Genomic DNA, 25685 nt, shown 5'->3' with positions numbered 1-25685 from the left:
TAAGTGAGAAGTTTCTCGTTTTAAGTGAGAAGTTTCTCATTTCAAGTGGGAAGTTTCTCATTTCAAGTGGGAAGTTTCTCATTTCAAGTGAGAAGTTTCTCGTTTCAAGTGGAAATTTTCTTGTTTTTACAACCTAGATCCCGCAGAGTAATTTCGCGTCTCACACTCAGCATATATCCCGCCAAGAAATAAATTTTTTGGCTAATAGCGAAAGTCCACTCAAGTGGACTGAATTTCTGATGGGAGCATTCCAATTTTTTCAACCTACCACTAAGGATTTAATTTTTTAGCCAACAGCACAAGTCGTCTTTATAGGACTCAAATAAATCAACCAGTCTGCTTAAGCAGACTTTCTTTGACTAGACCTCTTGCAAAAATATTTTTACCCCACCCTAACCCTAAGCGTTTACGGGGAGGGAACTAAATCTTCCCCCCGTGAACGGGGGGATTGAGGGGGGTTCATTCGACTTTTGCAAGAGGTCTACTATGGTTAAGTGTAGAACAAATAGCCCAGGCTCTAGATTTAACTGTAGAGCAAGTCCAACAAGCAACAGATAATCAAAGCAAATAGCGATCGCTCCCTTTTTTCCTCTACAAATTAAGAAGCGATCGCCCTCAACCACTAAGCCTACATCTTACCTTTTTGCATGACTTCCTGAAGATGGTGGCGGATTTCTTGTGCTTGCTCAATGTCAGACTGACGCAATTTTTGGAATAACTCTACACAAGGCTGAGAACCAGCTTGTTGTGCATCTTGGATATAGGTATCGTAAGCTTTAATCGCTTCGCCTTTATTGTGCAATACAGTCAAAAAGTCGTATTCTAGGTCGCTAATAGGATTTTGAGCTTGTCTTTCTCTAGTTTGAGTCATTGATTCACCCTCCTTTAGGCTTTCTATACTTACTTCTACTAGCCCTCAAAGAGGTGTTCATCTGTCCAGAAGAGTATAAGGAGAGAGATTGGGGATCGGACATGAATCAGTTAACAGTTAACAGTGATCAGTTTAATTTGATAACTGATCACTGATAACTGATAACTGATTAGTTGTCCCCCATGTCCTCCCTATCTCCTTTTTTGCATTGACGCGGTTCGCTCTAATTCTTGCTCTTTTTGTTGTTGATTACTCTCTATATATACAATTGGGCAAGATTTTGTATTAGCACTAATGCAATCCATATGTGGTGTTTTGGCACACACTATTAGCAATGCACCAAGAATTAATAATAAGGCACAAATTGAGGCTCCCTGAATCCAAGAAATTTCCAATGCTCCATGCACAACTAATTCTCGCAGAACTGATACAATTGTGACTTCAACTGCTACACCTACAGAAATACTGTGTTCCTGTAAGTAAATCATCAGCAATCGAAATAATTCCACCAAAATCAAGATAAATAATATTTTGGCAGTCACTAGTTTATAATCCAGTTGTTGTGTAAGGGCCATAAATATCGACCATAGTTGCATCAGCATGACGCTAAATAAGCTCAAACACAAGATAACCACAATCAAATCTTGGAAAGCTTCCATATTGCGGACTATCCAGTGTCGATCAAACCAGCGATCGCAAAACAAAAATTGGCTTTTGGGGCGCTTTCTCATGAATTTTCCATTTTAGTATTGAGACAACTGTTGACACACCAGCCAAGCCAGCTCACCCAATACTTTTATTTTGGCAGAACTAAGGATGAGGAGAACATCCAAGCAAGCTTTTTGGCTTTTAGAAAAAAAGGTGTAAGAAGATTTTGATTAGTTTTTGATACTTTAGATACTTTCAGGCATATACTAATTTTTGCGTTGAGGAATTAAGTCATGACTCAAGCTTTACGGAAAGTAGTTACATTCGATGAATTTGTTACTTGGTATCCAGAAAACCCACAGCGACGCTATGAATTATACGATGGAGTTATTATTGAGATGCCACCACCTACAGGCGACCATGAAGAGGTAATTGGATTTTTAATTGGAGAAATAGTTACAGAATATAAACGTTTAAAACTGCCTTACTTTATCCCTAAAACAGCATTTGTCAAGCCATGTGAGAGCGAATCAGCTTACTCGCCAGATGTGGTGATCTTAAATCGTCCTAACCTCGTAAATGAACCATTGTGGAAAAAAGCATCTACTGTTAGTCAAGCCGAATCTATTCCTCTGGTGATTGAAGTTGTTAGCACCAATTGGCGGGATGATTATCTCAAAAAAGTGGCTGATTATGAAGCTGTGGGAATTCCAGAATACTGGGTTGTAGATTATGCAGCTTTAGGGGGGAGACGGTTTATTGGCAATCCTAAGCAACCAACTATCTCTGTTTACATTTTGGTTGAAGGTGAATATCAAATTAATCAGTTTCGCGGTGATGAGCGCATTGTATCAACAACATTCCCAGAATTGAATGTAACTGCTCAACAGATTTTTGAAATTGGGGGGACATATAATTAGCACAGGTCGGCGGAAATAAAGCAACCATTTCAAATACTCGAAAAGCTTATAAAATAAGCATTCTTTCTTTTTACTTTTGCCTTTTTACTTTTGCCTTATTGTATTAGCTATCTTGATAATGCATCAATACAACAGGTACAACACCTAGCTTTCTTCCTAACTCAGATAATTGAAATTTGCGTTGCAGCGATCGCGGTAAATTTTCAAAAGCGATAGGTACAAAACCAAATTTATAATAAAAATTTGCTAGGCGCTGACCTAAGCACTCCAAATATAGCGGTTGAGTTGCAGCTTGGATTAAATGCTGAGTCAAAATACTCCCCAAGTTGCGATCGCGCCAGTTTTGCTTAACTACTAAACTACCAAGTTCTTGGGCGTCAGAAAAATTACGTAGTTGTCCACAAGCTACTATTTTTTGGTCACATTCTATTACCCAAAATTGTTGCCAAATTAATTGTGTTGGGTCAAGTTTTGCTGATAGCACCAACCACCGAATTGACCAAGTATCAGATTGAATTGCTTGGCGGAGAATACAACCAGTCGGTAAAGATAAATTATCTTTTTTCATGATTACATTTGGCACGAATCAAATTAAATTCGCATTGAGTTTGTTAGTTATTAGCAATAATTTTGTAGTTATTGATTTTCATAAGTCATAAATTATTAATCCTTAACTTTTGATTAGGCAATAAAAGTGTCAATAATTGCTGAAAAACAAATACAAAAAATAATTATTCGTAGAAGTTACTTTTTAATTTATAGAATCATAAAATATTTAGATTAACCATTCCGTTGACCTTTCCCCTAAATCTAGAGGGATACTAACAGCTTTACCGAGTCGTGGACGTTCCCGTGTTTCTTGAATAAATTGTTGTACCTGTGCTGTGCCACCTAAGTAATTTAAATAGCTAGCAATACTTTCCAAATGCTCTTGGTACTCAGCCTCATTGAGGGGAAATGAAGCTTGTTCTAAATATTTCCACATTACTTGCAAAAATATTTTACCTTGAGTGCGGCGCAGTTGAACATCATAAGAGCGCCCCCACTTTTCTAGCAGCAGTTGACGTAATTGTTGTCCTGTCATAGTTATTCTCAACTATATTTTACATTTAGTTATGATGTTAAGTTCAGTTACTCAAGTATGATAGGAATATAAAGAAATGTAATGCTACAAAACAAGATGCTAGAAATATCTTGACAAGAAAACTAGCGTCTTTGTGGGCATGAGCATCAAAAAATAGACAAGAGTTTCTGGATAATTAGAACTCAAGTCAAAATTGTTTACAAAATACACCTAGAACGCGTAGATTATGGCTCAATTTTCCGAATCAATGGACGTACCCGATATGGGGCGCCGTCAGTTCATGAATCTTCTGACTTTCGGAACTGTAACAGGAGTTGCCGCCGGGGTATTGTTTCCCGTTGTCAAGTATTTCATTCCACCTGCTAGTGGTGGTGCTGGTGGTGGTACAACAGCCAAAGATGAATTGGGTAACGATGTCGGTATCAGCAATTTTTTAGAAAGCCATAATGCGGGCGATCGCGTTCTGGTTCAGGGACTAAAGGGCGACCCCACCTATATTGTGGTAGAAAACAAAGAAGCGATCGCCGATTACGGAATTAATGCTGTTTGTACCCACTTAGGTTGTGTTGTACCTTGGAACGCTGCTGAAAACAAGTTCAAGTGTCCTTGTCACGGTTCTCAATATGATGCAACCGGTAAAGTAGTTCGCGGGCCTGCACCACTTTCTTTGGCTTTGTCTCACACTTCTACACAAGATGACAAAATAGTCCTTACCCCTTGGACAGAAACCGACTTCCGTACAGGCGAAGAACCTTGGTGGAGCTAAAAGTCTTGTGATTTGTCCTTTGTCATTTGTCATTAGATAATGACCAATAAGCAATGACCGATGACCAATGACCAATGACCAATGACCAATGACTAATGACCAATGACATATTTATTCAGAGAAACTAGTCCTTAAGAGATGAGAAAAGCCTTGAAAAGCGCGAGACTAACTCGCAGTGCTAGAGTAATTAGCAAAACATTACTCGTTGCGATCGCCTGCGTGACATTCTTCTTCACCAGCGATCTAGTCCTTCCCCAATCAGCCGCCGCCTATCCATTTTGGGCGCAGCAAACCTATCCAGAAACACCCCGCGAACCAACGGGAAGGATTGTTTGTGCTAACTGTCACCTAGCGCAAAAGCCTGCGGAAGTAGAAATTCCCCAATCAGTTCTACCTGACACAGTATTTAAAGCGGTAGTAAAAATTCCTTACGACACCAGCGTCCAGCAAGTAGGCGCAGACGGTTCCAAAGTTGGTTTGAACGTCGGCGCTGTGTTAATGCTACCAGAAGGCTTCAAGATTGCTCCTGAAGATCGCATTCCTGAAGAATTGAAAGAAGAAGTAGGCGATGTTTACTTCCAGCCTTATAAAGATGGTCAGGACAACGTGCTTCTTGTCGGCCCCATCCCTGGCGAACAGTACCAAGAAATTGTCTTCCCAGTTCTTTCCCCTGACCCCGCTAGCGACAAAAACATTCACTTCGGCAAATATGCAGTTCACTTAGGTGCTAACCGGGGACGCGGACAAGTTTACCCAACAGGCGAAAAGAGCAACAATACTGTTTACACAGCTTCTGCTGCTGGTACAATTACCAAGATTGCCAAAGAGGAAGATGAGTATGGTAGTGCCAAATATCAACTCAGCATCCAAACTGACTCTGGCGAAACTGTTGTCGATACAATTCCTGCTGGTCCTGAGTTGATTGTCTCTGAAGGACAAACACTCAAGAGTGGAGACGCTTTGACCAATAATCCCAACGTCGGCGGCTTTGGTCAAGACGATGCAGAAATCGTACTGCAAGATCCCAACAGAGTGAAATGGATGATTGCATTTATCTGTTTGGTCATGCTAGCTCAAGTCATGCTGGTTCTGAAGAAGAAACAAGTTGAGAAAGTCCAAGCAGCTGAAATGAATTTCTAAATTTTGATTGGAATTATCAAGTGAGGACAGGCAAGACGCCTGTCTTTTTTATATTGGATATATTGTATTATTATAAATATTATAATACTTTAAACTTAATGACATGGCTGACAAAATTTATCCCATAGCTCATGCCAAGATAGGTACTCAAGACGGATTTCGTCTACCCCGTGCCTTTTCTAAAGATTATCCTAATTTAGTTAATGCTTCTGGTTATATCGAAGTATTATCTGAAAATACATTTCTAGTCAGATTAGATACGGAAGAAATGGAAAATGCAGATGAAACAGAATCACTGATGTTGAGTTTATTTCTTGATTTCCTAATGAAAGATGCAATCAAAAATCCTTCAAAGCTTATTCCTTATACACAAGAAATGAGTGATGAAATGGATAATTTACTAGCTGATGTAGAGTTAGATTAATGAGTTCATTCACTTGTCATGGATGGAAAATCTTTTTTTACCCATTGTTTCATAAGCAATGGGTAGAATTGTCTAATCGAGTGCGTGTTTTAAAAAATAAATTAACTCAAGAAGAATTTATTAAACATCCAGATATCAAGTTATTAAAAGCATTAGATGTTGGTATCAAAGAAAAAATACCTCAAGATCCTTTTGCTACCTACTTTGTTTTACAAAAACCTTTACAAAAATATGGTCGTCTCAAGAAAATGGGACTACCTGAAAGATATCGATTGTTCTTTAGAGGATTTAAAGAACAAAAAATTATTATTATTCTTTGGTTAGGATTTCCCCGCAAAGAAGGGGATAAGAAGGATTGTTATCAAGTTTTCTCTAAAAAAGTAACGAATGGAGAGTTACCTCAAAGTATTGATGAGTTGCTAACTGAGTGTCAAAAAGAAGATTCTCAAGAAGAGAAAGAAGATAGAACTAATTAGAAGTTCCGCCTGGTGTTCCCCATCAAATATTTAACGAATCGCAATAAGATTTAGAGTTTTTGGTGATTTCCCAACCTCCGAGTCATGGCGATCGCAGGATATCCCAGGACAAGATCCCCGATTTCTACTGAGGATACAGCTGGCGAATCAGGGGTGACACCCCTCATGAACGATTTTTCGTCATTCCATCAGATGTAGAGACGTAGCATTGCTACGTCTCTACAATTCAATTTGTGATCAACGAGGGGTCAGACCTCCTATTCGCCAGCTGTATCCTACTGAGAAGTCGGAGATCTAAGCTCTGCAATTCTCACAAATCATATACGATCGCTATACACTAAAAACACATTTACTCAGACCCCAGTGCAAACTGACAAAATTTTTTATAGTTTATTTCAAACTTTCCCCAGTATATTTTTTGCCATCATTGGTAACACAACAGCCAATGTCGATGCTTATGAATTTGTCTCTGTCGAAATTAAGGAAACAGCTTTTCGGATTGATGGGGTGTTTGTCCCGACAATTGAAACCGCCACACAGCCAGTTTATTTTGTCGAAGTTCAGTTTCAACTAGATGCGACTTTTTACAGGCGCTTTTTCGCAGAAATATTTCTCTACCTCAAGCAAAATGCATCTGTGAATTTTTGGCGTGCGGTTGTGATCTATCCTAAACGGAGTGTAGAGCCTGAAGATCAACAAGCATATCGATCGCTGCTTGATAGTTTGCAAGTTCAGCCTATTTATTTAGATGAGTTAGGTGTAGCAGCAGAAAACTCTCTGCAAGTTGCGATAGTCAAGCTAATTATAGAAAGGCAAGAGACAGCCGTTGAGCGTGGTAGACAATTAATTTTACAAGCCAGACAGGAACTAACGGATGAAGCTATCCAAAAGCAAATTGTAGAATTAATAGAGACCATCCTGTTGTACAAATTTACCCAGTTAAGCCGAGAGGAATTAGCAGCGATGTTAGGCATAGATGACGAATTCAAAAAGACAAGGATGTATCAATCGATCGCACAAGAAGCCAGACAGGAAGGCTTGGAAGAAGGCTTGGAAGAAGGTAAGCAGCGAGGCAAGCTGGAAGCTATACCCCGCTTATTGGCTTTGGGGTTAAGTGTAGAACAAATAGCCCAGGCTCTAGATTTAACTGTAGAGCAAGTCCAACAAGCAGCAGGTAATCAAAACAAATAGCGATCGCTCCTTTTTTCCTCTACAAATTTAAGAAGCGATCGCCTAATACCACTAAGCCTACATAAGGCTGAAGTGTGAAATACCCGATCTTTTTTTCGGTATTCACACCATGACCTAATTTTTAAATTTCTGTTACATTAATTTACATAAAGACATAAAAATTAAATTAAAGGCTAAAAACTATGATTACTATCTTGATTGGATTATTCGTTGTTGGTTGGGTAGCAGCTTCCTTATTGGGTTCTATGGCTTATTTCTTGGGAGAACAAACAAAACCTATCCACGAACGTAACTGGCGTTCTGCATCTTTTGAAAAACTAGCTAAATCCATCACTGGTAAAGATATAGACTATAGCGATCGCACCCCTGCATATGGAATGGATGCTTACGTTAGCAATACATTACCGAATTAATGGCAGATATTGGGTTTCTTCCACAAAAATTTAGTTTATTTGAGAGTATTTAGCTACCCCCACTTGTTTAACCTGGGGGTTTTGTCTTAGTTATAAACAGCAAAATCCTAAACCCCTAGAAATTTTTGATACCATTGCCTGCTATGGTGGCTGCGAGGTATCTGGGGATCTAAAAAGCCCAAAATCGCACAATTTGTTGATAGATTTGCCAGGATCGCTTTCTCCAAATCTTCCGCAGGTCGCTTAACGTACAAAACAAGATCAACGTTCCGATAAACGTCAAGATCATTCCCCACAATGTCAGCACCTTGAGCATCATAGTCCTGATCACAAAACCCAGAATAATATCCAGCTCCTGTTTGCACTAAAACATGACAGCCGAGCTTAACTAAGCTGGCAACGGTTGCTGGGGTCGCAGCAACACGAGTTTCTGCCTCGCGAGTTTCACGAGGAACCATGATGATCTTCATTTAAAAACTCGAAAAATTTAAGATACGCAAAAGGGTCTAGAGCGCCGGTCGAGTAGAGGCGATTGACAAAAGATACAATATTTGTTGTGTCCAATCTCCGGGGTTCAAGGCATAAGAGGTATAAAATGCGTCCACCAATCTGGCAACCTCCCATCGAGTTATCACCCAAAGAGTCAACGGTAGTAAAACGTATACGTAAAGCCAAGCTATTTGTATTTTTGCGGCAGATCCGCCACGAACTATTTGATTCAAATTTTCAATTAGAATTGGCAAAAATTTTTAAAGATAGTAGCGTCGGACTATGCCCGGTGCCACCAGCACAATTAGCACTTTTCATTATCCTTCAAGCATATACAGGAGTTTCAGATGATGAGGGAATAGAAGCAATAGAAATGGATAGAAGATGGCAGCTAGTTTTAGATTGCCTTGATTGTGAAAAAGCCCCATTCAGTAAAGGAACCCTAGTCAAATTCCGTGCCCTTTTAATATCACATTCTTTTGATAGAGGGTTAATCGAAAAGACAGTTGAAATGGCTAAAATTTGCGGAGGCTACAATTCAACTTCATTAAAAATAGCCCTAGATTCAAGTCCATTATGGGGAGCAGCAAGAGTTGAAGATACCTATAATTTATTAGGTCATGCGTTAAGAAAAGCGTTATCAATAATAGCTGAAATTAATCAAGATAGTTTAGAAAATATAGCATCAAAATTTGGTGCTGATGTCGTCGCTAAAACCAGCTTGAAAGCTGCTCTTGACTTAGATTGGGATAATCCAGAAGCTAGAAATATAGCACTATCAAATATTTTACAAACCCTGAACTCCGTTGAATCACAGATTAATCAAACAACTGATTTGAACGATTCAACGGCTCAACAAGTACAGTCAAATCTGGCAATTGCACGACAAATCGAAACTCAGGATGTTGAGGAGGCCGCAGATGGTTCCCCAAAGCTTCGTCAGGGGGTTACCAAAGATAGACGTATTTCCATCGAAGATAAAGATATGCGTCATGGACGTAAAAGCCGCAGTCAGAAATTTGATGGGTTTAAACGTCATGTTGCTAAGGATTTAGACTTAGGAATGGTCAGGGCTGTTGGTATCACCAGCGCCAACGCACCTGAAGCATCTGTGACTCTAGATATTGAACAAGATTTAAAACAGCAACAAGTAACTATTCGAGAATTACACATTGACCGTGCCTATTTGACCAGTCATTTTGTCAAACAGCGCACACCTGATCTGACTATTATTTGTAAGCCCTGGAAAGTCCGCAACGGTAAACTTTTTGATAAAAATGCTTTCGTTCTCGATTGGGACAATTCTTTGATTCTTTGCCCAAATGGAATCAGTTTGCCCTTTCACGAAGGCGGCATCGTCCACTTTCGTGAAGATGAATGTCTTGCTTGTCCCCTACGTTCTCAATCCACCACCAGCAAACATGGCCGGACTATTTCCATTCATCCTGATGAATCTTTACTTGTGGAACTACGCCAGCGTCAAACTACTGAGGTTGGACGCGCTCAACTCCGTCAACGTGTCAGTGTTGAGCATACTCTAGCTCATATTGGTCACTGGCAAGGAGACCAAGCTCGCTATCTTGGTCTACGTAAAAATCTTTTTGATCTACGAAGAATGGCTGTCGTTCACAATCTCCATGTTCTGGCTCGTATATCCCACACTACACCCGAAAATTCGTCCCTCATCCCTGCTGCATAGTCTTTTTTATTTGTCAATAACCTCTACTCGACCGGCGCTCTAGTACAGCACGGCGTAAATAAAGCAACCATTTAAAATACTCGAAAAGCTTATAAAATAAGCTTTCTTTTTACTTTTGCCTTTTTACTTTTGCCTTGTTGTACTAGCTTCTGTCTAGACTAATTTATACAGCTTTAATCAGCGTTATAAACCTTAATTATGAGTATTATACCAATACCTGTCTAAATTTTTTTCTAATAAATAAAAATACAGTTGGTGTTAGAGTTAAAACTCGTTGTAAGTCAATTTTTTGAACAAACCGCACCAAATGCGGAGGACTCACAAAGAAATAAACAATGCTTAACACCAACCGTATTGGTTTAAGGACTAGTTTTTAAAGTTTCAACCGTTAATACCTGCGGTGGTGTTGCATCTGGTGGATAAAGAAAATCTACTTGTACTAATCTTTTGTCGCCCGGTTTCATATTTAATATTACTAAGGGTTCTCCAGACTGACCGCGTTTTTGTACTAAATGCACAAACTGGGTTTGCTGCTGACCTTGATCATCCTTGTAGCCTAAGCGGACTGTCCCACGGAAATACACTTGTTGGGCTGGTGTACTCAAAAAGCGTAACCCCGGTTTGACTAACTGGTCTTCTTTGAGGGGTGTCTGCATAGATATAGTTACTTTTTGCGGTGTCTGGGTGTTGTTATGTAGTGGGAACTTCAGGTTGTATTGTATGCCGTAATTTCCATGAGCTAAATATGCTGTATCAGGATAGCGGACTAACATCGGCGCACTTTGAATTTGATCGGTTCCTAAAGTTCCAGCAGGGACAGTGCTTAATGCATAAGAATAAGCTTGACCTGGTTGAGGAATAGTCAGATATTTGGATTTAGCACCATCTGTAATAAAAGCCCGCCAAAAAGAACCGTTGGCCACACCTGCGACACGTCCATAAACTATCGGTGTGTCGGTTTTTTCTAAAGGAGTGGGGGTTTTATCTCGCGGACTGGCTAAATTACCGTTATTGAGTAAATTTTCCCATTCTTTTAAATTAGGCGATCGCTCGCTACCATCAGGATTAGTTTTTGCAAACATTGCCAAACTAGCCGCGTAGACAGTTCCGCTACTATATAGACGAATCAAAGCAGATCGACCATTTAAAGGTGGGGTGAGTCCTTTGACTGGAATTGGTGTATTCAACAGCATCTGACTTTCCCCTGGTGGAATCACAATTTGAGCAGGGAAAATATCTTGGCGACGTCCACGTAAGACATCATTCATGACGCGATCGCCTGGGCCAGCAAAAACATTTCCTGAAAGATTTCGAGTTAAAGATGGTAATTCCACAAATGGTGCATCTGGCTGACTTAAATAAGTTGCACCTTGAAAAACATTAATCTTTATTGGTTGTTTACCTGGGTTATGTAGGATTATCCCTAGATAAAGCGATCGCAAGTCATTTGGGGTAGGTGCTTCAGCAACATGATGGGCAAAAATATCAAATCTTCCCTTAAAAGGATAATTCAGATGTGCAGTTGACACTTTTTTCCCTTTATGAGGAAAGGTAGACAAAAGAATTCCTTCTGTCACAACTTTTTCTGGACTATTGCTATTAAAGGTTGGTATTTTATCCAGTTTTCCTGGTAAAGGACGTACTTGTTGAGTTTGTACTATTTCTTCTGGTGGTGATGGTGGTAGAGGAGTTGTTTGAGCGAGAGGAAGGATGAGTAAGATTGGCAACATATACTTAGATAAATTTTTCTACAAACAGACGCAAAAGATTTTATCAAAGTGCCACCCTGTAAATAATTAATAAAAAATCAGCAAGAATTGAGGGCAAATTTTCTATAGTCAAAATAGAAACGTGGATAAATGTGCAAGGAACTTTTAATTGGCACTGTCGCAGGTCATCTAGTACTGAATAATTTAGACCTTCAACAGACAAATTTGCTCCAGTCATGGCTAATCTCAAAATTCCTTATCTTAACCATCAACTGCTCTAAATTCAGCGTTGTTTACAACACAGTTTGACCAAAACCAGCATTTATTCCACACTTAATTGCGTCTGCTTTTGGGTCATGCCACAGCAGATAATTCCATCTGGCAGTAGTTCTGTGATTTTTTCCAGTACTTGAGTCTTGGCTAGTTGCACATCCACAAAGAGCGATCGCACCAAAGTCAAAGCATGAGATATCGAATCAAGTTTAGCTAGTTCAATCAATAAATCATCATCAGAATTTGATTTTTGATCAGATCGCCAAGTTGCAAAATAAATTAATAGCAACCTTCTCGTCATTACGAATATTATTTAAAATAGAATTACCCTCCATAATAAATTGACAGGGAGCAAGTTAATGGCGGTTATAGCAGTTGTGGACTATGACATGGGGAATTTGCACTCAGTCTGCAAAGGTTTAGAAAAAGCTGGGGCAACTCCGAAAGTTACAGATTCAACAAAGGAATTAGAAAGAGCAGATGCGATAGTATTACCGGGAGTGGGTGCATTTGACCCGGCAATACAACATTTAAGATCGCGGAATTTAGAAGCACCCATAAAAGCAGCGATCGCATCTGGCAAACCCTTTTTAGGTATTTGTTTGGGACTGCAAATTTTGTTTGAGTCTAGTGAAGAAGGCTGCGAACCAGGACTAGGAATTATAAAAGGAAAAGTGCGTCGCTTCCGTCCAGAACCAGGAATTACTATTCCCCACATGGGTTGGAATCAACTTGAATTGACTCAACCAAAATGTCTTTTATGGGAATATTTAGCGCCTCAACCTTGGGTATATTTTGTCCATTCTTATTATGTTGACCCCACCGAACCCCAAGTCCGTGCGGCTAATGTCACTCATGGTAGTCAAACTATTACAGCCGCTATTGCCTATGAAAACTTAATGGCAGTCCAGTTTCACCCAGAAAAATCTTCTAATATTGGATTGCAAATTCTGTCTAATTTTGTTGCCCAAGTCCGCGATCGCGAAGAAATTGCTGCTTAAAATCAAGTTAATTTTTGTAAATATCTCCTATCACTTCACCTGTTTTATCATCTCCGCCATTCTTAGTCAGAATGATGGAAAAATTCTGCTATAAATGTGATGGATTGTTATTTAATGAACAGGAATTAGTTAATATTTTACCTGAACCACTTTTTGTGATTATAAAGTTAGAGCGAAAGTGAGTTTGTCATAAAGTCTGCGTTAATTTTGACCCTAAGCTCATGGCTCTGAGAATTTACGGAAATCGCTCGTTAAAAACATTACCAGGTAAAGATACCAGACCCACAAGCGCGCGGGTTAGAGAAGCTATATTTAATATTTGGCAAGGAACAATAGAAGGATGTCGCTGGCTAGATTTGTGTGCTGGTACAGGTTCGATGGGTGCAGAAGCATTGTGTAGAGGTGCAACAAGTGCGATCGCGATCGAACAATCCAGCCGTGCCTGTGCAATTATCCAACAAAACTGGCAACAAGTAGCGAAAGAGCAACAACAGTGGAAAGTGCTGCGCGGTGATGTAGTGCAGTTATTGCCAAAACTAGCTGGACAACAGTTTAATAGAATTTACTTCGATCCACCTTATGCTAGTCAAGTTTACCAACCAGTACTAGAGGCGATCGCATCTTACCAATTATTAGATTCTCATGGGGAAATAGCAGTCGAACACAGTTGTCAAAATACACCACCAATAATTCCCGGTTTAGAAATCTGTCACCAAAAAATTTACGGTAACACAGCTGTTACTTTCTACACAACAGGGTTGACGAATGATTTTAATACTGGCAATACATCTTCTGGAACAAATAAGCGAGAAGGAGAGAATGGAGACATGGAGAGTATTTGTAATTAGATTCTCCGCGTCAGCGCGTCTGATCATTCCCCACGTCTCCCCACGTCCCCTTAATAAAAATTAACCTCCCAATTCGTTGGGACGCTTGTATTGCTTATAAGCAGCGTAGAACAGTCCACCCAGAGTTACGAAGATTAGACCCAGAACAATGCCATCTAGCAGGGGTTCAACCACTTGAGATCTCCTTGTTGCAGTTGTTAAAGATTTATTTCCTGTTCTCAATCTTACCAAATTTGGCATCAATCCCATGTTTGAAGATGGTTTTAGCCAACAACAGAATATAGAAAAATAGATATTGTGCTTGCAAACACAATCAAAGAAATTTTAAGCTATGTGTATGAAATGAAAATTTTTTGTACACCCAAACTTTGACAGCAAAAAAATTTGGATAACCAAATTACCCAACCTAAAAATATCATTCAGCGAATCGCCTTAATGGCTCTGGCGATTTTGCTAGCGCTTCTCTTGGGGATTTTTGCTGTTCGCATAGTAAGAGCTTCCGATCCCTATGTTAAGACAGTTCTATCCCTAACAGGTGATCCAGTACAAGGACATGCGATCTTTCAAATTAACTGTGCCGGTTGTCATGGTTTGGAAGCAGACGGTCGAGTCGGTCCTAGTCTACAAGGAGTCTCTAAGCACAAATCCCCCTATGGTCTAATTCATCAAGTCATCAGTGGCGAAACTCCTCCTATGCCAAAATTCCAGCCTAGTACTAAAGAAATGGCAGACCTGCTTAGTTATTTGGAAACATTGTAGTTTTGTTGGTGATTGGGTTAGCTGTTGGTAGTTTATGCTTTGTGCTTGATGATTGGTTGTTGGTGGTTTATGAGAGGTAGGTTGAAAACCCTGTGCATTATACAGTGGATGAAAATCACGAAGCAGCATAAATCCTGCGTCGTGATTTATCAAGATTCTAAACAACTAACCATTAACAAATGACAAATGACAATTGAAGTAGACTACCATTTTCCTGAAGGTGTAGACCCTCATAAACAAGCCAAAGTCATCGCCGTTGGGCAAACAGTCGGAACTTGGGATGCGGGTTTTGCCCATAAAGAAGCGACTTTGCGATCGCATCTGGCACAAAAGTAGTCTCAGTCCAAACCGAAATCCAAACAGGTCACAGCATCGCTACCATTCGTTTTCCAGAAACGAATGTCGAAAAGGATATATCTAGCCTGTTGACGATGATATTTGGTAAATACTCAATAGCTGGTGCGGCGAAAGTTATTGTGGTGCGTCTACCAGAAACTTATGGTCAGTCTCCAAAAGTTGGAATTACAGGTATCCGTGAACTATTGAGAGTGTTTGATCGCCCCTTAATTATGGCTATATTTAAACCAGCATTGGGGCTTTCAGCTTCAGATCACGCTGCGATTTTGTCAGAAGTAGCTCATGCTGGTCTATTTCAATTAAATACTTTATAACAAGACAAATTGCTGGTGATATCGATTCTTTAGCATCGGGAGCATTCCAAATGTCAGAATAAAAATTGGGATGCTCTCGTTGGGGATCTGAGCATTGCAATTCTCACAAATCATATAGGATTGCTATATCATTTATTTTCTGATAAATAATCTCTAGTAAAAATGACTGACATGAGTGCAAAAAAAAGTGGTTTCCAGAAAGCATATGTAATGAAAAAGAAGCGCTTGTTTGCTCTTGCCATGCTTTAATTTGGTCATAACTAACTTCTTGATCTTGCAAACCACCAAAAGCAGTAATAGGACAATCCAGTGGTGTTTGTTGAGTGTAAATATAAGTTTCTAGTACTGCAAAATCTGCCCGTAGAATAGGCATGAATAATTGCATAAGTTCATCATTTTCTAGTAAGGCTTCTGGAGTCCCATTTAAATGACGCAATTCTTCAATAAATTCTGCATCCGGTAAGCTGTGAATAGGTGGTTTGGTATCAACAATTTGAGGTGCGCTGCGAGCCGATACAAATAGATGACTCGGTTTTACACCATACTGTTTGCGGAGTAGACGAGCAAGTTCAAAACTCACAAGTCCACCCATGCTGTGGCCAAAGAAAGCAAACGGTTTGTTTAAGTTTGGTTTAAAAACACTAGCTAACTCTGTGACTAGAGGTTCTAATTGAGTGAATGAAGGTAACTTGATCCGCATTCCTCTACCAGGAAGCTCGATCGCACAGATCTCTACAGTTGGTAGAAGATGATTTGACCACCCACGAAATATATTAGCGCTACCACCAGCATAAGGGAAACAAAATAAGCGGATTTTGGCTTCTGGATTAGGTTTAGGACAAACAAACCAAGAATCTAAATTTGAGGTGTTGGGCATCTTGCTACTGTTTTTGCTCTTGTGGATACATCTAGTTTACGAAAAATTCGTTTTCAAGTCTGTGTGATTGTATTTTGACCAATATTAAACTTCAACAGCAATTTTTATATTAGTTAAACCATAAGATAGCGCTCGATTTTTTAGTAAACATAGCAATTTTGTTATACTAAGTAAGATCAACCATAAAATAAAATTTAAAAAGCATTAAATCAAATGCAGCAAATATTTTATAAAAATTACATTAAAATTGGCTGTAATATATATAGTAAGAGTTTTAGCTATTTTCGAGTTTGAGTTCTCAACAAGTATTTTATCAAAAAAACACGCTAGTTGATGTATAGTTCGACAAGCTCTTGATTCAGTAAAAATTTAATTTCTTTAAAGTAAATTTAGTATAATTAAAATTTTAATATATGACTTTACAAAATTGGAGACGCAAGCGCGGAGTTGCACTTACTACTAAAGGATTGCAAAAACTTCAAGAAGCAAAGCGCACATCAGAAGCACAGGAAAATTTTGGCAACAGCTATACATTTGAAGAAATGAGCGCACTTACTGGGTTATATCCCAGTACAATCTCAAAAGTACTTAATCGCGAATCCGGGGTTGATAAAAAAACTCTTGAGAAGCTATTTACAGTTTTTAAGGAAAAACTAGAAAAAAGTGACTATATTAGTTCAAATAGTCGGATAGATTGGGGAGATGCTACTATTCCAACAGTTTTTTATGGACGTACGCAAGAAATTGCCACTTTAGAGCAATGGATTCTTAATGAGCGGTGTCGATTTGTAGCAGTATTAGGAATGGGCGGAATTGGTAAAACGTCTTTGTCTTTAAAGCTTGCTCAACAGATTCAGGAAGAATTTGAATATGTCATCTGGCGATCGCTAAGAGAAGCACCACCTATTAAATCTGTTCTCGTAAATCTCATCCAATTTCTCTCTGACGAGCAAGAAACACAAAGCAATCTCCCACAAAATCTGGCTGAGATCATATCCAGGCTACTTGATTATTTACGAAATAATCGTTGTCTAGTGATTTTTGACAATATAGAGTCAATTCTCAGCAGTGGTAATCGCTCTGGACATTACCCTGAAGGATATGAGGAATATGGTCAGCTGTTTAAACAGCTAGGAGAAGCAGCTCATACTAGCTGTTTAGTGCTAACTAGTCGGGAAAAACCCAAAGAAGTAGCATTAATGGAAGGTAGAGCGCTACCCATTCATTCCCTACTACTGACTGGCTTAAATGTGGAAGAGGGACAGGAAATTTTGAAAGTCAAGGGACTATCCGCAACAGAGAAAGAATGTAAAAGAATGATTGATCTGTATGCAGGCAATCCATTAGCCTTAAAGATAGTTGCCACGACTATTCAAGATGTTTTTGGTGGTAATGTGACTCAATTCTTGCAACAAGATACAGCAGTTTTTGGAGATATTCGTGATGTTTTAGAGCAGCAGTTTGAGCGCTTATCAAACCTGGAAAAAGAAATTATGTATTGGCTAGCAATTAATCGTGAGCCAGTTTCGTTATCGGATTTACGAGAAGATATCGTATCGCCAACACCACCACAAAAATTAGTAGAGGCTCTAGAGTCTCTAGTTAGGCGATCGCTAATTGAGCAAAGTGCAGCAACTTTCACCCTGCAACCTGTAGTTATGGAGTATGTCACTCAGGTATTGATAGAACAGGTATGTGAAGAGATCACAACTGAAAATTTCGATCTTTTTAGATGTCACGCCTTAATAAAGGCAACTGCCAAAGATTACATCAAAGAAACTCATATTCGCCTCATCCTCCAACCATTGATTAATGAACTACTCGCTGTCTTTAGAAGCAAAAGAGGTATTGAAAAACAATTAACTCAAATTTTAGCAAGACTACGAGAAGAATCACCCCAAGAACCAGGCTATAGTGCTGGAAATATCCTCAATTTGTTTAGTCAACTACAGACAGATTTAAATGGCTATGATTTTTCTGATCTCGCTGTTTGGCAAGCTGACCTACGCAGTGTAAGTTTGCACAATGTAAATTTTGCTCACGCTGATTTAGCTAACTGCGTTTTTGCTGAAACCTTTGGTGGTATTCATTCGGTGGCATTTAGCCCTGATGGTCAATTCTTAGCTATGGGAGATACTTATAATCAGGTTCACCTCTATCAAGTTGCAGACGGCAAACAACAGCTTGTTTGTATTGGACACACTGATTGGGTGTGGTCAGTTAGCTTTAGTCCTGATGGAAAAATCCTCGCAAGTGGTGGTAAGGATCAAACAATCAAACTGTGGGATGTGAATACCGGAGAGTGTCTGGCAACTTTACAGGGACATAGTAACGGAATTGCGTCAGTTGCCTTTTCTCCTAAAGGTAATATACTAGCCAGTGCAAGTGAAGACCAAACTGTGAAACTGTGGAATGCTAATACTGGTGAATGTCTGAAAACTTTGTGTGGTCATAATGGCAGAGTCTCATCAGTTGCTTTTAGTCCAAATGGTCAAATTTTAGCTAGTGGTTGTCATGACCAAACGGTGAAATTATGGGATGTCACCACTGACAAATGCCTCAAAACTTTACAAGGACATCATGGTGGAGTCTGGTCAGTTAGCTTCAGTCCAGATGGTCAAACTTTAGCCAGTGGCAGCCATGATCGAACAGTGAGATTGTGGAATGTTGAAACTGGTCTACATACCAATACTTTACAGGGTCATACTGATTGTGTAAATTCATTAGTCTTTAGTTTAGATGGTTATATACTCGCAAGTGGAGCAGATGATCGAACGGTAAAACTGTGGGATGTCAACACTGGTGAATATCTTAGAACTTTACAGGGACATAGCAGTAGGGTATGGTCAATTGCTTTGAGTCCAGATAGTTGCACACTTGTGAGTGGCAGTAGTGACCAAACAGTAAGGTTATGGGATATTAGCACTGGTCAATGCCTCAAAACTTTGCAGGGTTACAGTAGCGGAATCTGGGAAGTGACATTCAGTGCCAATGGTGACATGCTTGTGAGTGGAAGTGGTGATCAAATGGTGAAGTTCTGGGATATTAATACTGGTAAGTGTCTCAAAACTTTGCGAGGACATAAAAATCGGGTGACGTCGGTTACTGTGGGTTCAAATGCCCAGATCGTGGCCAGTGGTAGTGAAGATCAAAGTGTGAAGCTCTGGGATGTCAACACTGGTGAATGTCTTAGAACTTTTAGTGGACATGCAAATTGGCTCACATCGGTTGCTATCAGCCCAAGCTGTCAAATGCTTGCAAGTGGCAGTGATGATCACACAGCAAGGTTGTGGGATGTTAACACTGGTCAATGCATTCATATACTAGAAGGGCATACTGATCGGATATGGTCTGTTGCCTTCAATCCAAATGGTCAAATCGTTGCTACTGGTTCTCACGATAAAACAGTGAAGTTATGGAATGTTACGACGGGGGAATGCATCCGGACACTTTTTGGACATAATAATTGGATCTGGTGGATAACTTACAGTTGTGATGGCCACATACTAGCTAGCAGCAGTACCGACCAAACGATAAAGCTGTGGAATGTCAAAATTGGAGAATGTGTTCAAACTTTGAAGGGTCATACCAGTTCTGTATACTCAGTAGCCTTTAGTCCAGATGGCTTCATGCTAGCGAGTAGTAGTCAAGATCAAACTGTGAAGCTTTGGGATCTCCGCACAAATCAATGTATCAAAACTTTAGAGGGACATACACAATTAGTTTGGTCTGTTACCTTTAGTCCCAATGGTCAAACAGTAGTAAGTGGTAGTCAAGATGACACTATTAAATTTTGGGACGTTAACACCGGGGAGTGCCTCAAAACATTAAGGAATGAGAGACCATATGAAGGTGCGAATATTTCCAATATTATTGGTCTGACAGATGCTCAGAAAGCTTCTTTGAAAGCTTTAGGAGCAATTACATAAATAAACCGACCCGACTACCCTATAGTATTATCGTCCTTTACCTTTTAGTAGAGAAACTATACCTAAAGCACCAAACGTTAACACCCCCAACACAGGAGAAGGTTCAGGAACAGGCACTTTTTCTTTCTTAAGTGTTGAAAATGCTAATTCTCCAATTGTCTTATGAGTAGCAGTCGTTGGATGAAGTTGATCCCAAAACACAAAGGTATCTGGAGTACAGTTAACTGGCTGTGTAGGAGGATTTATCGGTACAACTGATAAGTCTCCTGCAATGCAAGAATCAGTTGCATTGGTAAAACCAAATTCCTGGGGATCTGCAATTATCCGATTAAATAAGGAATTTACATCAAGACCAATAATATTTATATCTGGACTTAATTGCTGATCCCATAAATAGATGCTTGCAGTCAAATTAGAGTTATGTGTACTGATCAAATTGCTAAGTGCATCAGAAGTTTGATTATTCCCGCCTGTAATCGGGAATTTTCCTAAGTCAGGCTGGTTAACCACCATAATATCTTTAGCGCCGACAGCAATTAGTGATTCTACCGCAGTTGATATATTTGTGACTGTCTCGTTTGGATCGGGAACATCACCAAAAAAATACTTTATGTAATCATTCGTACTAGCCCAGACAATGTAAAGAGCATTCGGATCAGCAGACGCATTTGCTGTTGTAAAGCTATTAATTTGTTGCTGTAATCCTGGTAAACCTGCCAAGCCAATGTTATCAAAGCCTGTGGTTGCACCGCCAAAAGCAAAGTTGGTCTGCGGATTAAAATTTATTCCTAAATCAGAGGCGAGATATTCCACCCAAACTGAACCGTTGGAAAAACGCTCATTAACATATGGACTGGGCGGGATAGCTCCACCTGTGGCATTGAATACATTACCTGTATCAGAGAAGCTATCACCAAAGACATAAATTTCATCATAACTCTTTGCTAAGACTTTGAGTGGAAACGCAACAGACAACAGAAAAAGTCCTGCTGCTAAAAATTTTCTTTGCACAGTGGATTTTTAGATATGTTTTCGGTATTATACCGATTATCTAAATAAAAAATACAGATATATTCGTAGTAAGCACTTAAGTGCTTACTACAAACCAAGAGTATTTTTAATCAACAAGATACATACCTACTGTCTTCAGAAACTTTCACTGTTGAGTCTGTTCCCCTAAAAGGATCAGGACTTAGAGCCACATTTCCCCAACGCATTACACTCGCAGAAGCAGCACCTGCTACACCGAATCCATAGATCAGAACCAAGTCATTTTCATGAATTTTACCCAACTGTGCAGCGTGGTACATATTGGCTAATGAGAGTACCGATCCAATATTTGCATATTGCGGATGAATGTTGATTGTCCGTTCTGGTTCAATTCCGAGTACACGTGTGCAAAAGCTCGCAAACCAAGCTGTAGGTGTATTGAAAAGAAAAAAGTCAATTTGCTCTAGGGTTACACCAGCTGCACTGGCAGCAGCTTCACAACAAGTACGAAGAAAATCCGTAACTGTTTCTCGGAATAGCTTGCTTGACTCTTTGCTAAACTGCATACGAACTAGTGGATGACCCTGTTCATCCTCTGAAATAGTAGAGAATAAAGTGTTACACAATACTCTTGTATTAATTGTTTTTGTACCTAGAACTCCCTGATTTTGTTCGAGCGTATCGACAACAAAAGCCCCAGCACCATCACTAATACACCAGAATATAGTATCTTGTTCATCGAAAAAGCGAGAGTATGTACATGAGACAACTACAAGCACTTTTTTATACTCTCCTCCTCGCACCAAAGCACAAGCAGTCTGAAGTGCAACTGGTGTTACTCCACACGCTGCATCTAGATTCCAAGCAGCACCCTGAAAGTCAAGTTGCTGGGCAAGAAAAGCAGCATTGCCAAATCCAATTTGTTCAGGCCAGACTGAAGCAACAAGTATGAGATCTATGTCGTCAACAGAAAGCTTGGCTGCTTCAAGAGCTTTTATTGCCGCATCATATTCTAGTGTCAGGGAAGACTCCCCTGGCCCCAGCAATCGCTGCTCAACTGTTCCACGAAAGGGATCAGACAAATAAGGCATCATCTCTATATCAAACTCATTACTAGGAGTAGAGCCACTTAGTGAAAATAGCTTTGCCAAGCTTTTTTGCTCCGATTGAGCAACTAAATCTGGGTATTTTTCTATGTAATAATCTCTTGTACGTTTGATGCTTGGCAAACTAATAGCGAGCGAACGAATACCTACTGGAGAATACACCATAGTTGAATTGCCTTATTAAACAAATTTAAATAATTGATTTAATAATTTGTAGCACCTTGTGAAATCAGACTTTGATTACGACCTTCAGAAAGTGGTATTTGGGTAGGGTCGATAAGTACATCAACTACAAATGGACCAGCTGCTGCGATCGCTTTCTCTAATGCTGCCTGAACTTCAAATTCCCTTGCAACACGAATACCATCAGCCCCCATCCCTTGGGCAATTTTGACAAAATCTGCTTGTGGAATTGTTGCATCTACGCCCTTAAAACCTAAATACGTCATTCCCTGTTCGCATATGTTGTAGCGCCCATCATTGAGTACAATCCAGATAGCAGGAATTTGATATTTTACAGCCGTACTCACCTCGTTGTTCATGAGCATGGCGCCATCTCCAACAATGGCTATTGCCTTACCTTGACGTGCTAAAGCTGTACCCACGACGCCTGTAACAAAATGTCCCATAGAGGCAAAGCCAGTACTGACACGGAAGCGACCTGGTTTGTCAAATTGCAGCATTGGATTTACCCAAGCCAGGGAGTTAGCAGACTCTGCCATTACTATGATCTCTGTACTATCAACAATTACCCGTTGAATCATATCTATCAGAAACTGCGGTCGCACCAAACCTTCTGCTTGTGGTTCAATTAAATCACGTTTAGGATTAGGCAAAGCGATCGCTAATGAGGAACCAATATTTTCTGGGAAGTATTTCAGCAGTCCTCTTATAAACATTCCAACATCAGACTGGATAGCGAATGTCTCAGCAGATGGATAAGCTGTTCCTGGAACCTCTGCGTTCAGATCAACATGTACAAATCCTCGTGTGGGGATCATCACGGGATTCCAGAAAGAGGTAAGTTCACCAAGGCGTGTTCCGAGTACAAGCGTACGCAAAGGACGCTGTTCTTGCATATAAGTTAAGACTGATCCATGTCCACCAAAGCCTGTAACGCCCACAAATTGAGGATGATTTTCGGGAAAAATACCCTTACTACGGGGTGAACACATGACAGCAGCCCCTGTCATTTCAGCAAGTTGGCGAATTTCCTCTGTTGCACCTCGCGCACCAAAGCCAACCCAGATTGCAAAAGGTCCTTCAGACAGCAATCGCGCACATTCTGCCATTGTTTTCTCACTGGCAGTTGGCAAAGCGTAAGACAGAGGTGCTTTTGGTAACGAGCTTTTGACTGAGCTTGTCTGGATGTTTTTAGGGATACTCAGATGAGCAACAAATCCTTCTGGTCTTGCGAAGCCAAGAGCAAGCCTTCGTGCAACTTCTGAAACTTCATCACTAGATTCGAGAGTAATTGCGTAATGAAATATTGTCCCTGAAGTCAAAAGACCTGTGCTAGGCATGGTATAAGTGCTGGTTTCCTGAAGGGCCCAGCGTCCACGTCGTGTTGACGGTGTTGCACCTGACAGTAGAATAACCTTAGCACCTTCCCAACGGGCAGCTAATAGTCCTGTCAAAGCATTCGTGATTCCTGGTCCTGTGGTAGTGAATATTACTACTGGGCGATCGCTAGCAAAATATGCTTCTGTTGCTGCAAACGCTGCTCCTGCTTCATGCCGAAAGTGGAGTACTTGCAGAGAACTATTATGCAATGCACCCCAAAGTGGTGCGATCGCACCTCCGGAAACACCAAACGCATATACTACTCCTAGATCTTCCAATATCTTAGCCACGGCCTCTGCTACTGACAAAGGTGCAGATGACTCACTATGAGATATATTTTCTAGGGAACTGAACTCTCTAGCCTTGTTAGCTTTCATATCTTTGCTATTTATTTAGCGTCCATCTTAGGCAGACTAAATGCACAATGCACAAAACAGAATTTAATCACGCTAAAACCCTTACAGTGTCTAAATCATATCATAATAACAACTTCATTTGTGCCGCTTATCATCTAGATGTCTTTATGATTACCAGACAGTGTACTTGAAATTGATTAGTGTCAAGACTAATATCTTCTTAGTCCAGATGCGAACGCCTATATATCTTATTAAGAATGAATTATAAGGAAGTGAGAAGGGCGTTTATCTATAAAATTTTACACCTCATTATTGAGAATAATATCAACAAATTATTATTTGACCATTAGCTTTTGAGTAAGGAGATGCGATCGCCAAATTATCTAAAATATTCTTTTATCACTCTGCTGATAATCTGGATATGTGCTTACAGGAAACTTAAGTATAATCATTGTTTCAGCGATCATGAGCTTTGATTGTTGTAATGATTTTAAGATTTAGACAAGCCAAAATCAGGAAGTTAATAAATAATTTAATGAACTATTGTAAATTTTGTTTAAGCTATAGAATTCTTAATCTTACAGCTATTCAAAAAAAGTACACCTGTGGGAACTCATATGACTTTAACTACTTGACAAAATTATAAAATCTAATGTGTTGCTGGTACGTGTATTGAATAATGTATCTTATAATACTTACTAAAATATTTAAAAAACTTTTTCTAACAGGATTTGTACAGATAGTTTTATGTTCAAATTGCTTTCAGTAATTTTTATTTTTCTGGTGATTATTCTTTACAAGGATTAATATATGGGAATCCAATTTGAATCTTGCTAAGTATACTGAAAAACAAAGCTTTGTGTAGCAAGCTTCTAGCCAGCTTGTTTTTTTCAAAAATCAAATAGGAATCCTATAGTAACAATGAAAAAGCTTAAGTTAAACCTCAAAACCTAGATTTTCACTGGTAAAGATGGTTCTGGATTGGCAATACTAAAAAAACTTAGGCAGTTTTAGTATAAAAACAATGAACAAAACCGCAGCAGATGTATTTCCGATTTTTGCAGCATCTGGTAAAGAACCATCAGTGAAACAAATAATCCTTGAATTGACACCAGATGAAGTTAGCAAACTTGAACAACATTGTGACTGGACGGGAAAAGAGGCAATCGATATAATTCGAGAACTCATTCAAGAGTTACCCATAACCTAACTTTTCACGCCAGCTTGTGAAACTCCAGTCTTTGTAAGAATTATGCTACTGTATACGACTTGGGTAATCTGAGTTCAGAAAATATTCAGTAAAATAGCAAGATATTTCCTTAAATGTTATCTAGGAAACATACAATTAATCAGTGTGGAGTAAAATTGCGTTGTAGAGTATCCTTAGTCTATTAGCTGACTAAGGAACCTCTATCCTATTAATTACTGGCTAGTGCGCTTGCAAAAGGCTGAGAGTATTGCTTGACTGGAAAAATAGTTTGC

The 25685-nt window shown here is 39.5% G+C and carries 25 protein-coding genes and 1 pseudogene; 14 read left to right on the top strand and 12 right to left on the bottom strand.

Annotated features, from left to right (window positions below; all coding sequences use genetic code 11):
* Positions 1-628 precede the first annotated feature (628 nt).
* Together AC5JMK_RS26040 and AC5JMK_RS26035 are read right to left on the bottom strand one after the other, a co-directional pair.
* Positions 629-871 (bottom strand): hypothetical protein, encoded by a 243-nt coding sequence (locus AC5JMK_RS26040; protein WP_096678298.1) that lies wholly within the window; start codon positions 869-871, stop codon positions 629-631.
* Between the two features lie 191 nt (positions 872-1062).
* Positions 1063-1602: a phosphate-starvation-inducible PsiE family protein gene (locus tag AC5JMK_RS26035; RefSeq protein WP_495911310.1), complete on the bottom strand. Its 540-nt coding sequence runs from the start codon at positions 1600-1602 to the stop codon at positions 1063-1065.
* A gap of 210 nt (positions 1603-1812) precedes the next feature.
* On the opposite strand from AC5JMK_RS26035, the gene AC5JMK_RS26030 reads away from it, so the two are divergent.
* Positions 1813-2439, top strand: coding sequence for a Uma2 family endonuclease (locus AC5JMK_RS26030; RefSeq protein ID WP_495911309.1), 627 nt, complete (start codon positions 1813-1815; stop codon positions 2437-2439).
* A gap of 103 nt (positions 2440-2542) precedes the next feature.
* Here the strand turns inward: AC5JMK_RS26030 and AC5JMK_RS26025 are convergent, their stop codons facing one another.
* The gene (locus AC5JMK_RS26025; protein ID WP_495911308.1) at positions 2543-3007 is read right to left on the bottom strand and encodes a GNAT family N-acetyltransferase; all 465 of its coding nucleotides are present in this window, start codon (positions 3005-3007) and stop codon (positions 2543-2545) included.
* 207 nt (positions 3008-3214) lie between these two features.
* Positions 3215-3523: a DUF3067 family protein gene (locus AC5JMK_RS26020; protein ID WP_096678306.1), complete on the bottom strand. Its 309-nt coding sequence runs from the start codon at positions 3521-3523 to the stop codon at positions 3215-3217.
* A 226-nt stretch (positions 3524-3749) separates the two neighbouring features.
* Between AC5JMK_RS26020 and petC the strand changes: the two genes are divergently transcribed.
* The 6 genes from petC to AC5JMK_RS25990 all read left to right on the top strand — a co-directional run bounded on the left by petC (position 3750) and on the right by AC5JMK_RS25990 (position 7933).
* Positions 3750-4289 (top strand): cytochrome b6-f complex iron-sulfur subunit, encoded by a 540-nt coding sequence (gene petC, locus AC5JMK_RS26015; RefSeq protein ID WP_096678308.1) that lies wholly within the window; start codon positions 3750-3752, stop codon positions 4287-4289.
* A 138-nt stretch (positions 4290-4427) separates the two neighbouring features.
* Positions 4428-5429 carry a cytochrome f gene (petA, locus tag AC5JMK_RS26010; RefSeq protein ID WP_096678310.1) on the top strand — a complete coding sequence of 334 codons (1002 nt, stop codon included), beginning with the start codon at positions 4428-4430 and terminating at the stop codon, positions 5427-5429.
* A gap of 103 nt (positions 5430-5532) precedes the next feature.
* Positions 5533-5853 carry an AbrB/MazE/SpoVT family DNA-binding domain-containing protein gene (locus AC5JMK_RS26005; RefSeq protein ID WP_096678312.1) on the top strand — a complete coding sequence of 107 codons (321 nt, stop codon included), beginning with the start codon at positions 5533-5535 and terminating at the stop codon, positions 5851-5853.
* Positions 5853-6329 (top strand): type II toxin-antitoxin system YhaV family toxin, encoded by a 477-nt coding sequence (locus tag AC5JMK_RS26000; protein ID WP_096678314.1) that lies wholly within the window; start codon positions 5853-5855, stop codon positions 6327-6329. The genes AC5JMK_RS26005 and AC5JMK_RS26000 overlap by 1 nt, the downstream gene beginning before the upstream one ends.
* A 363-nt stretch (positions 6330-6692) precedes the next feature.
* Positions 6693-7520 carry an Rpn family recombination-promoting nuclease/putative transposase gene (locus AC5JMK_RS25995; protein WP_096678316.1) on the top strand — a complete coding sequence of 276 codons (828 nt, stop codon included), beginning with the start codon at positions 6693-6695 and terminating at the stop codon, positions 7518-7520.
* Positions 7521-7702: 182 nt separating this feature from the next.
* The gene (locus AC5JMK_RS25990; RefSeq protein ID WP_096678318.1) at positions 7703-7933 is read left to right on the top strand and encodes a photosystem II protein, Psb35-related; all 231 of its coding nucleotides are present in this window, start codon (positions 7703-7705) and stop codon (positions 7931-7933) included.
* A 107-nt stretch (positions 7934-8040) separates the two neighbouring features.
* Here the strand turns inward: AC5JMK_RS25990 and AC5JMK_RS25985 are convergent, their stop codons facing one another.
* Positions 8041-8403, bottom strand: coding sequence for a hypothetical protein (locus AC5JMK_RS25985; protein ID WP_096678322.1), 363 nt, complete (start codon positions 8401-8403; stop codon positions 8041-8043).
* Between the two features lie 125 nt (positions 8404-8528).
* Here AC5JMK_RS25985 and AC5JMK_RS25980 point away from each other — a divergent pair, with 125 nt between their 5' ends.
* Positions 8529-10121: an IS1182 family transposase gene (locus AC5JMK_RS25980; protein WP_096678324.1), complete on the top strand. Its 1593-nt coding sequence runs from the start codon at positions 8529-8531 to the stop codon at positions 10119-10121.
* A gap of 359 nt (positions 10122-10480) precedes the next feature.
* Here the strand turns inward: AC5JMK_RS25980 and AC5JMK_RS25975 are convergent, their stop codons facing one another.
* Together AC5JMK_RS25975 and AC5JMK_RS25970 are read right to left on the bottom strand one after the other, a co-directional pair.
* Entirely contained in the window at positions 10481-11851 is a 1371-nt protein-coding gene (locus AC5JMK_RS25975) for a DUF3370 domain-containing protein (RefSeq protein WP_495911307.1), read from the bottom strand.
* 301 nt (positions 11852-12152) lie between these two features.
* Complete coding sequence (locus AC5JMK_RS25970; protein WP_495911306.1) at positions 12153-12404, bottom strand: hypothetical protein; 252 nt, start codon at positions 12402-12404, stop codon at positions 12153-12155.
* Between the two features lie 58 nt (positions 12405-12462).
* On the opposite strand from AC5JMK_RS25970, the gene hisH reads away from it, so the two are divergent.
* Together hisH and rsmD are read left to right on the top strand one after the other, a co-directional pair.
* Positions 12463-13104 carry an imidazole glycerol phosphate synthase subunit HisH gene (gene hisH / locus AC5JMK_RS25965; RefSeq protein WP_096678328.1) on the top strand — a complete coding sequence of 214 codons (642 nt, stop codon included), beginning with the start codon at positions 12463-12465 and terminating at the stop codon, positions 13102-13104.
* Positions 13105-13325: 221 nt separating this feature from the next.
* The gene (gene rsmD / locus AC5JMK_RS25960; protein WP_495911305.1) at positions 13326-13952 is read left to right on the top strand and encodes a 16S rRNA (guanine(966)-N(2))-methyltransferase RsmD; all 627 of its coding nucleotides are present in this window, start codon (positions 13326-13328) and stop codon (positions 13950-13952) included.
* Positions 13953-14012: 60 nt separating this feature from the next.
* Here rsmD and petG read toward each other — a convergent pair whose 3' ends face one another.
* The gene (gene petG / locus AC5JMK_RS25955; protein ID WP_096679274.1) at positions 14013-14126 is read right to left on the bottom strand and encodes a cytochrome b6-f complex subunit V; all 114 of its coding nucleotides are present in this window, start codon (positions 14124-14126) and stop codon (positions 14013-14015) included.
* 210 nt (positions 14127-14336) lie between these two features.
* Between petG and AC5JMK_RS25950 the strand changes: the two genes are divergently transcribed.
* Positions 14337-14711, top strand: coding sequence for a c-type cytochrome (locus AC5JMK_RS25950; RefSeq protein ID WP_096678330.1), 375 nt, complete (start codon positions 14337-14339; stop codon positions 14709-14711).
* Positions 14712-14897: 186 nt separating this feature from the next.
* A pseudogene (locus AC5JMK_RS25945) lies at positions 14898-15361 on the top strand (2,3-diketo-5-methylthiopentyl-1-phosphate enolase); the annotation flags it as partial.
* Between the two features lie 124 nt (positions 15362-15485).
* Here AC5JMK_RS25945 and AC5JMK_RS25940 read toward each other — a convergent pair.
* Positions 15486-16259: a thioesterase II family protein gene (locus tag AC5JMK_RS25940; protein WP_495911304.1), complete on the bottom strand. Its 774-nt coding sequence runs from the start codon at positions 16257-16259 to the stop codon at positions 15486-15488.
* 413 nt (positions 16260-16672) lie between these two features.
* Between AC5JMK_RS25940 and AC5JMK_RS25935 the strand changes: the two genes are divergently transcribed.
* Complete coding sequence (locus AC5JMK_RS25935; protein WP_495911303.1) at positions 16673-20188, top strand: WD40 domain-containing protein; 3516 nt, start codon at positions 16673-16675, stop codon at positions 20186-20188.
* Positions 20189-20215: 27 nt separating this feature from the next.
* Here AC5JMK_RS25935 and AC5JMK_RS25930 read toward each other — a convergent pair whose 3' ends face one another.
* From AC5JMK_RS25930 to AC5JMK_RS25920, 3 genes are all read right to left on the bottom strand, one after another.
* Positions 20216-21199 (bottom strand): SGNH/GDSL hydrolase family protein, encoded by a 984-nt coding sequence (locus AC5JMK_RS25930; protein WP_495911302.1) that lies wholly within the window; start codon positions 21197-21199, stop codon positions 20216-20218.
* Positions 21200-21309: 110 nt separating this feature from the next.
* A complete protein-coding gene (locus AC5JMK_RS25925; RefSeq protein ID WP_096678340.1) occupies positions 21310-22449 on the bottom strand; it encodes a 3-oxoacyl-ACP synthase III family protein in 1140 nt (379 codons plus the stop codon).
* Between the two features lie 38 nt (positions 22450-22487).
* Complete coding sequence (locus tag AC5JMK_RS25920) at positions 22488-24224, bottom strand: thiamine pyrophosphate-binding protein (protein ID WP_096678342.1); 1737 nt, start codon at positions 24222-24224, stop codon at positions 22488-22490.
* Positions 24225-25227: 1003 nt separating this feature from the next.
* Here AC5JMK_RS25920 and AC5JMK_RS25915 point away from each other — a divergent pair.
* Positions 25228-25413 carry a CopG family transcriptional regulator gene (locus AC5JMK_RS25915; protein ID WP_096678344.1) on the top strand — a complete coding sequence of 62 codons (186 nt, stop codon included), beginning with the start codon at positions 25228-25230 and terminating at the stop codon, positions 25411-25413.
* The last annotated feature ends 272 nt before the right edge of the window (positions 25414-25685 follow it).

It is taken from the genome of Pelatocladus sp. (genome assembly GCF_059505505.1).
Note: the sequence above shows the minus strand (reverse complement) of the source record. Positions and strands in the feature narration are given on the sequence as shown.

What these genes read in the sequence shown, in the direction of transcription:
- AC5JMK_RS26040 (WP_096678298.1), bottom strand. Translation starts at nt 871, where the DNA reads ATGACTCAAACTAGAGAAAGACAAGCTCAAAATCCTATTAGCGACCTA.
- AC5JMK_RS26035 (WP_495911310.1), bottom strand. Translation starts at nt 1,602, where the DNA reads ATGAGAAAGCGCCCCAAAAGCCAATTTTTGTTTTGCGATCGCTGGTTT.
- AC5JMK_RS26030 (WP_495911309.1), top strand. Translation starts at nt 1,813, where the DNA reads ATGACTCAAGCTTTACGGAAAGTAGTTACATTCGATGAATTTGTTACT.
- AC5JMK_RS26025 (WP_495911308.1), bottom strand. Translation starts at nt 3,007, where the DNA reads ATGAAAAAAGATAATTTATCTTTACCGACTGGTTGTATTCTCCGCCAA.
- AC5JMK_RS26020 (WP_096678306.1), bottom strand. Translation starts at nt 3,523, where the DNA reads ATGACAGGACAACAATTACGTCAACTGCTGCTAGAAAAGTGGGGGCGC.
- petC (WP_096678308.1), top strand. Translation starts at nt 3,750, where the DNA reads ATGGCTCAATTTTCCGAATCAATGGACGTACCCGATATGGGGCGCCGT.
- petA (WP_096678310.1), top strand. Translation starts at nt 4,428, where the DNA reads ATGAGAAAAGCCTTGAAAAGCGCGAGACTAACTCGCAGTGCTAGAGTA.
- AC5JMK_RS26005 (WP_096678312.1), top strand. Translation starts at nt 5,533, where the DNA reads ATGGCTGACAAAATTTATCCCATAGCTCATGCCAAGATAGGTACTCAA.
- AC5JMK_RS26000 (WP_096678314.1), top strand. Translation starts at nt 5,853, where the DNA reads ATGAGTTCATTCACTTGTCATGGATGGAAAATCTTTTTTTACCCATTG.
- AC5JMK_RS25990 (WP_096678318.1), top strand. Translation starts at nt 7,703, where the DNA reads ATGATTACTATCTTGATTGGATTATTCGTTGTTGGTTGGGTAGCAGCT.
- AC5JMK_RS25985 (WP_096678322.1), bottom strand. Translation starts at nt 8,403, where the DNA reads ATGAAGATCATCATGGTTCCTCGTGAAACTCGCGAGGCAGAAACTCGT.
- AC5JMK_RS25980 (WP_096678324.1), top strand. Translation starts at nt 8,529, where the DNA reads ATGCGTCCACCAATCTGGCAACCTCCCATCGAGTTATCACCCAAAGAG.
- AC5JMK_RS25975 (WP_495911307.1), bottom strand. Translation starts at nt 11,851, where the DNA reads ATGTTGCCAATCTTACTCATCCTTCCTCTCGCTCAAACAACTCCTCTA.
- AC5JMK_RS25970 (WP_495911306.1), bottom strand. Translation starts at nt 12,404, where the DNA reads ATGACGAGAAGGTTGCTATTAATTTATTTTGCAACTTGGCGATCTGAT.
- hisH (WP_096678328.1), top strand. Translation starts at nt 12,463, where the DNA reads ATGGCGGTTATAGCAGTTGTGGACTATGACATGGGGAATTTGCACTCA.
- rsmD (WP_495911305.1), top strand. Translation starts at nt 13,326, where the DNA reads ATGGCTCTGAGAATTTACGGAAATCGCTCGTTAAAAACATTACCAGGT.
- AC5JMK_RS25940 (WP_495911304.1), bottom strand. Translation starts at nt 16,259, where the DNA reads ATGCCCAACACCTCAAATTTAGATTCTTGGTTTGTTTGTCCTAAACCT.
- AC5JMK_RS25935 (WP_495911303.1), top strand. Translation starts at nt 16,673, where the DNA reads ATGACTTTACAAAATTGGAGACGCAAGCGCGGAGTTGCACTTACTACT.
- AC5JMK_RS25925 (WP_096678340.1), bottom strand. Translation starts at nt 22,449, where the DNA reads ATGGTGTATTCTCCAGTAGGTATTCGTTCGCTCGCTATTAGTTTGCCA.
- AC5JMK_RS25920 (WP_096678342.1), bottom strand. Translation starts at nt 24,224, where the DNA reads ATGAAAGCTAACAAGGCTAGAGAGTTCAGTTCCCTAGAAAATATATCT.
- AC5JMK_RS25915 (WP_096678344.1), top strand. Translation starts at nt 25,228, where the DNA reads ATGAACAAAACCGCAGCAGATGTATTTCCGATTTTTGCAGCATCTGGT.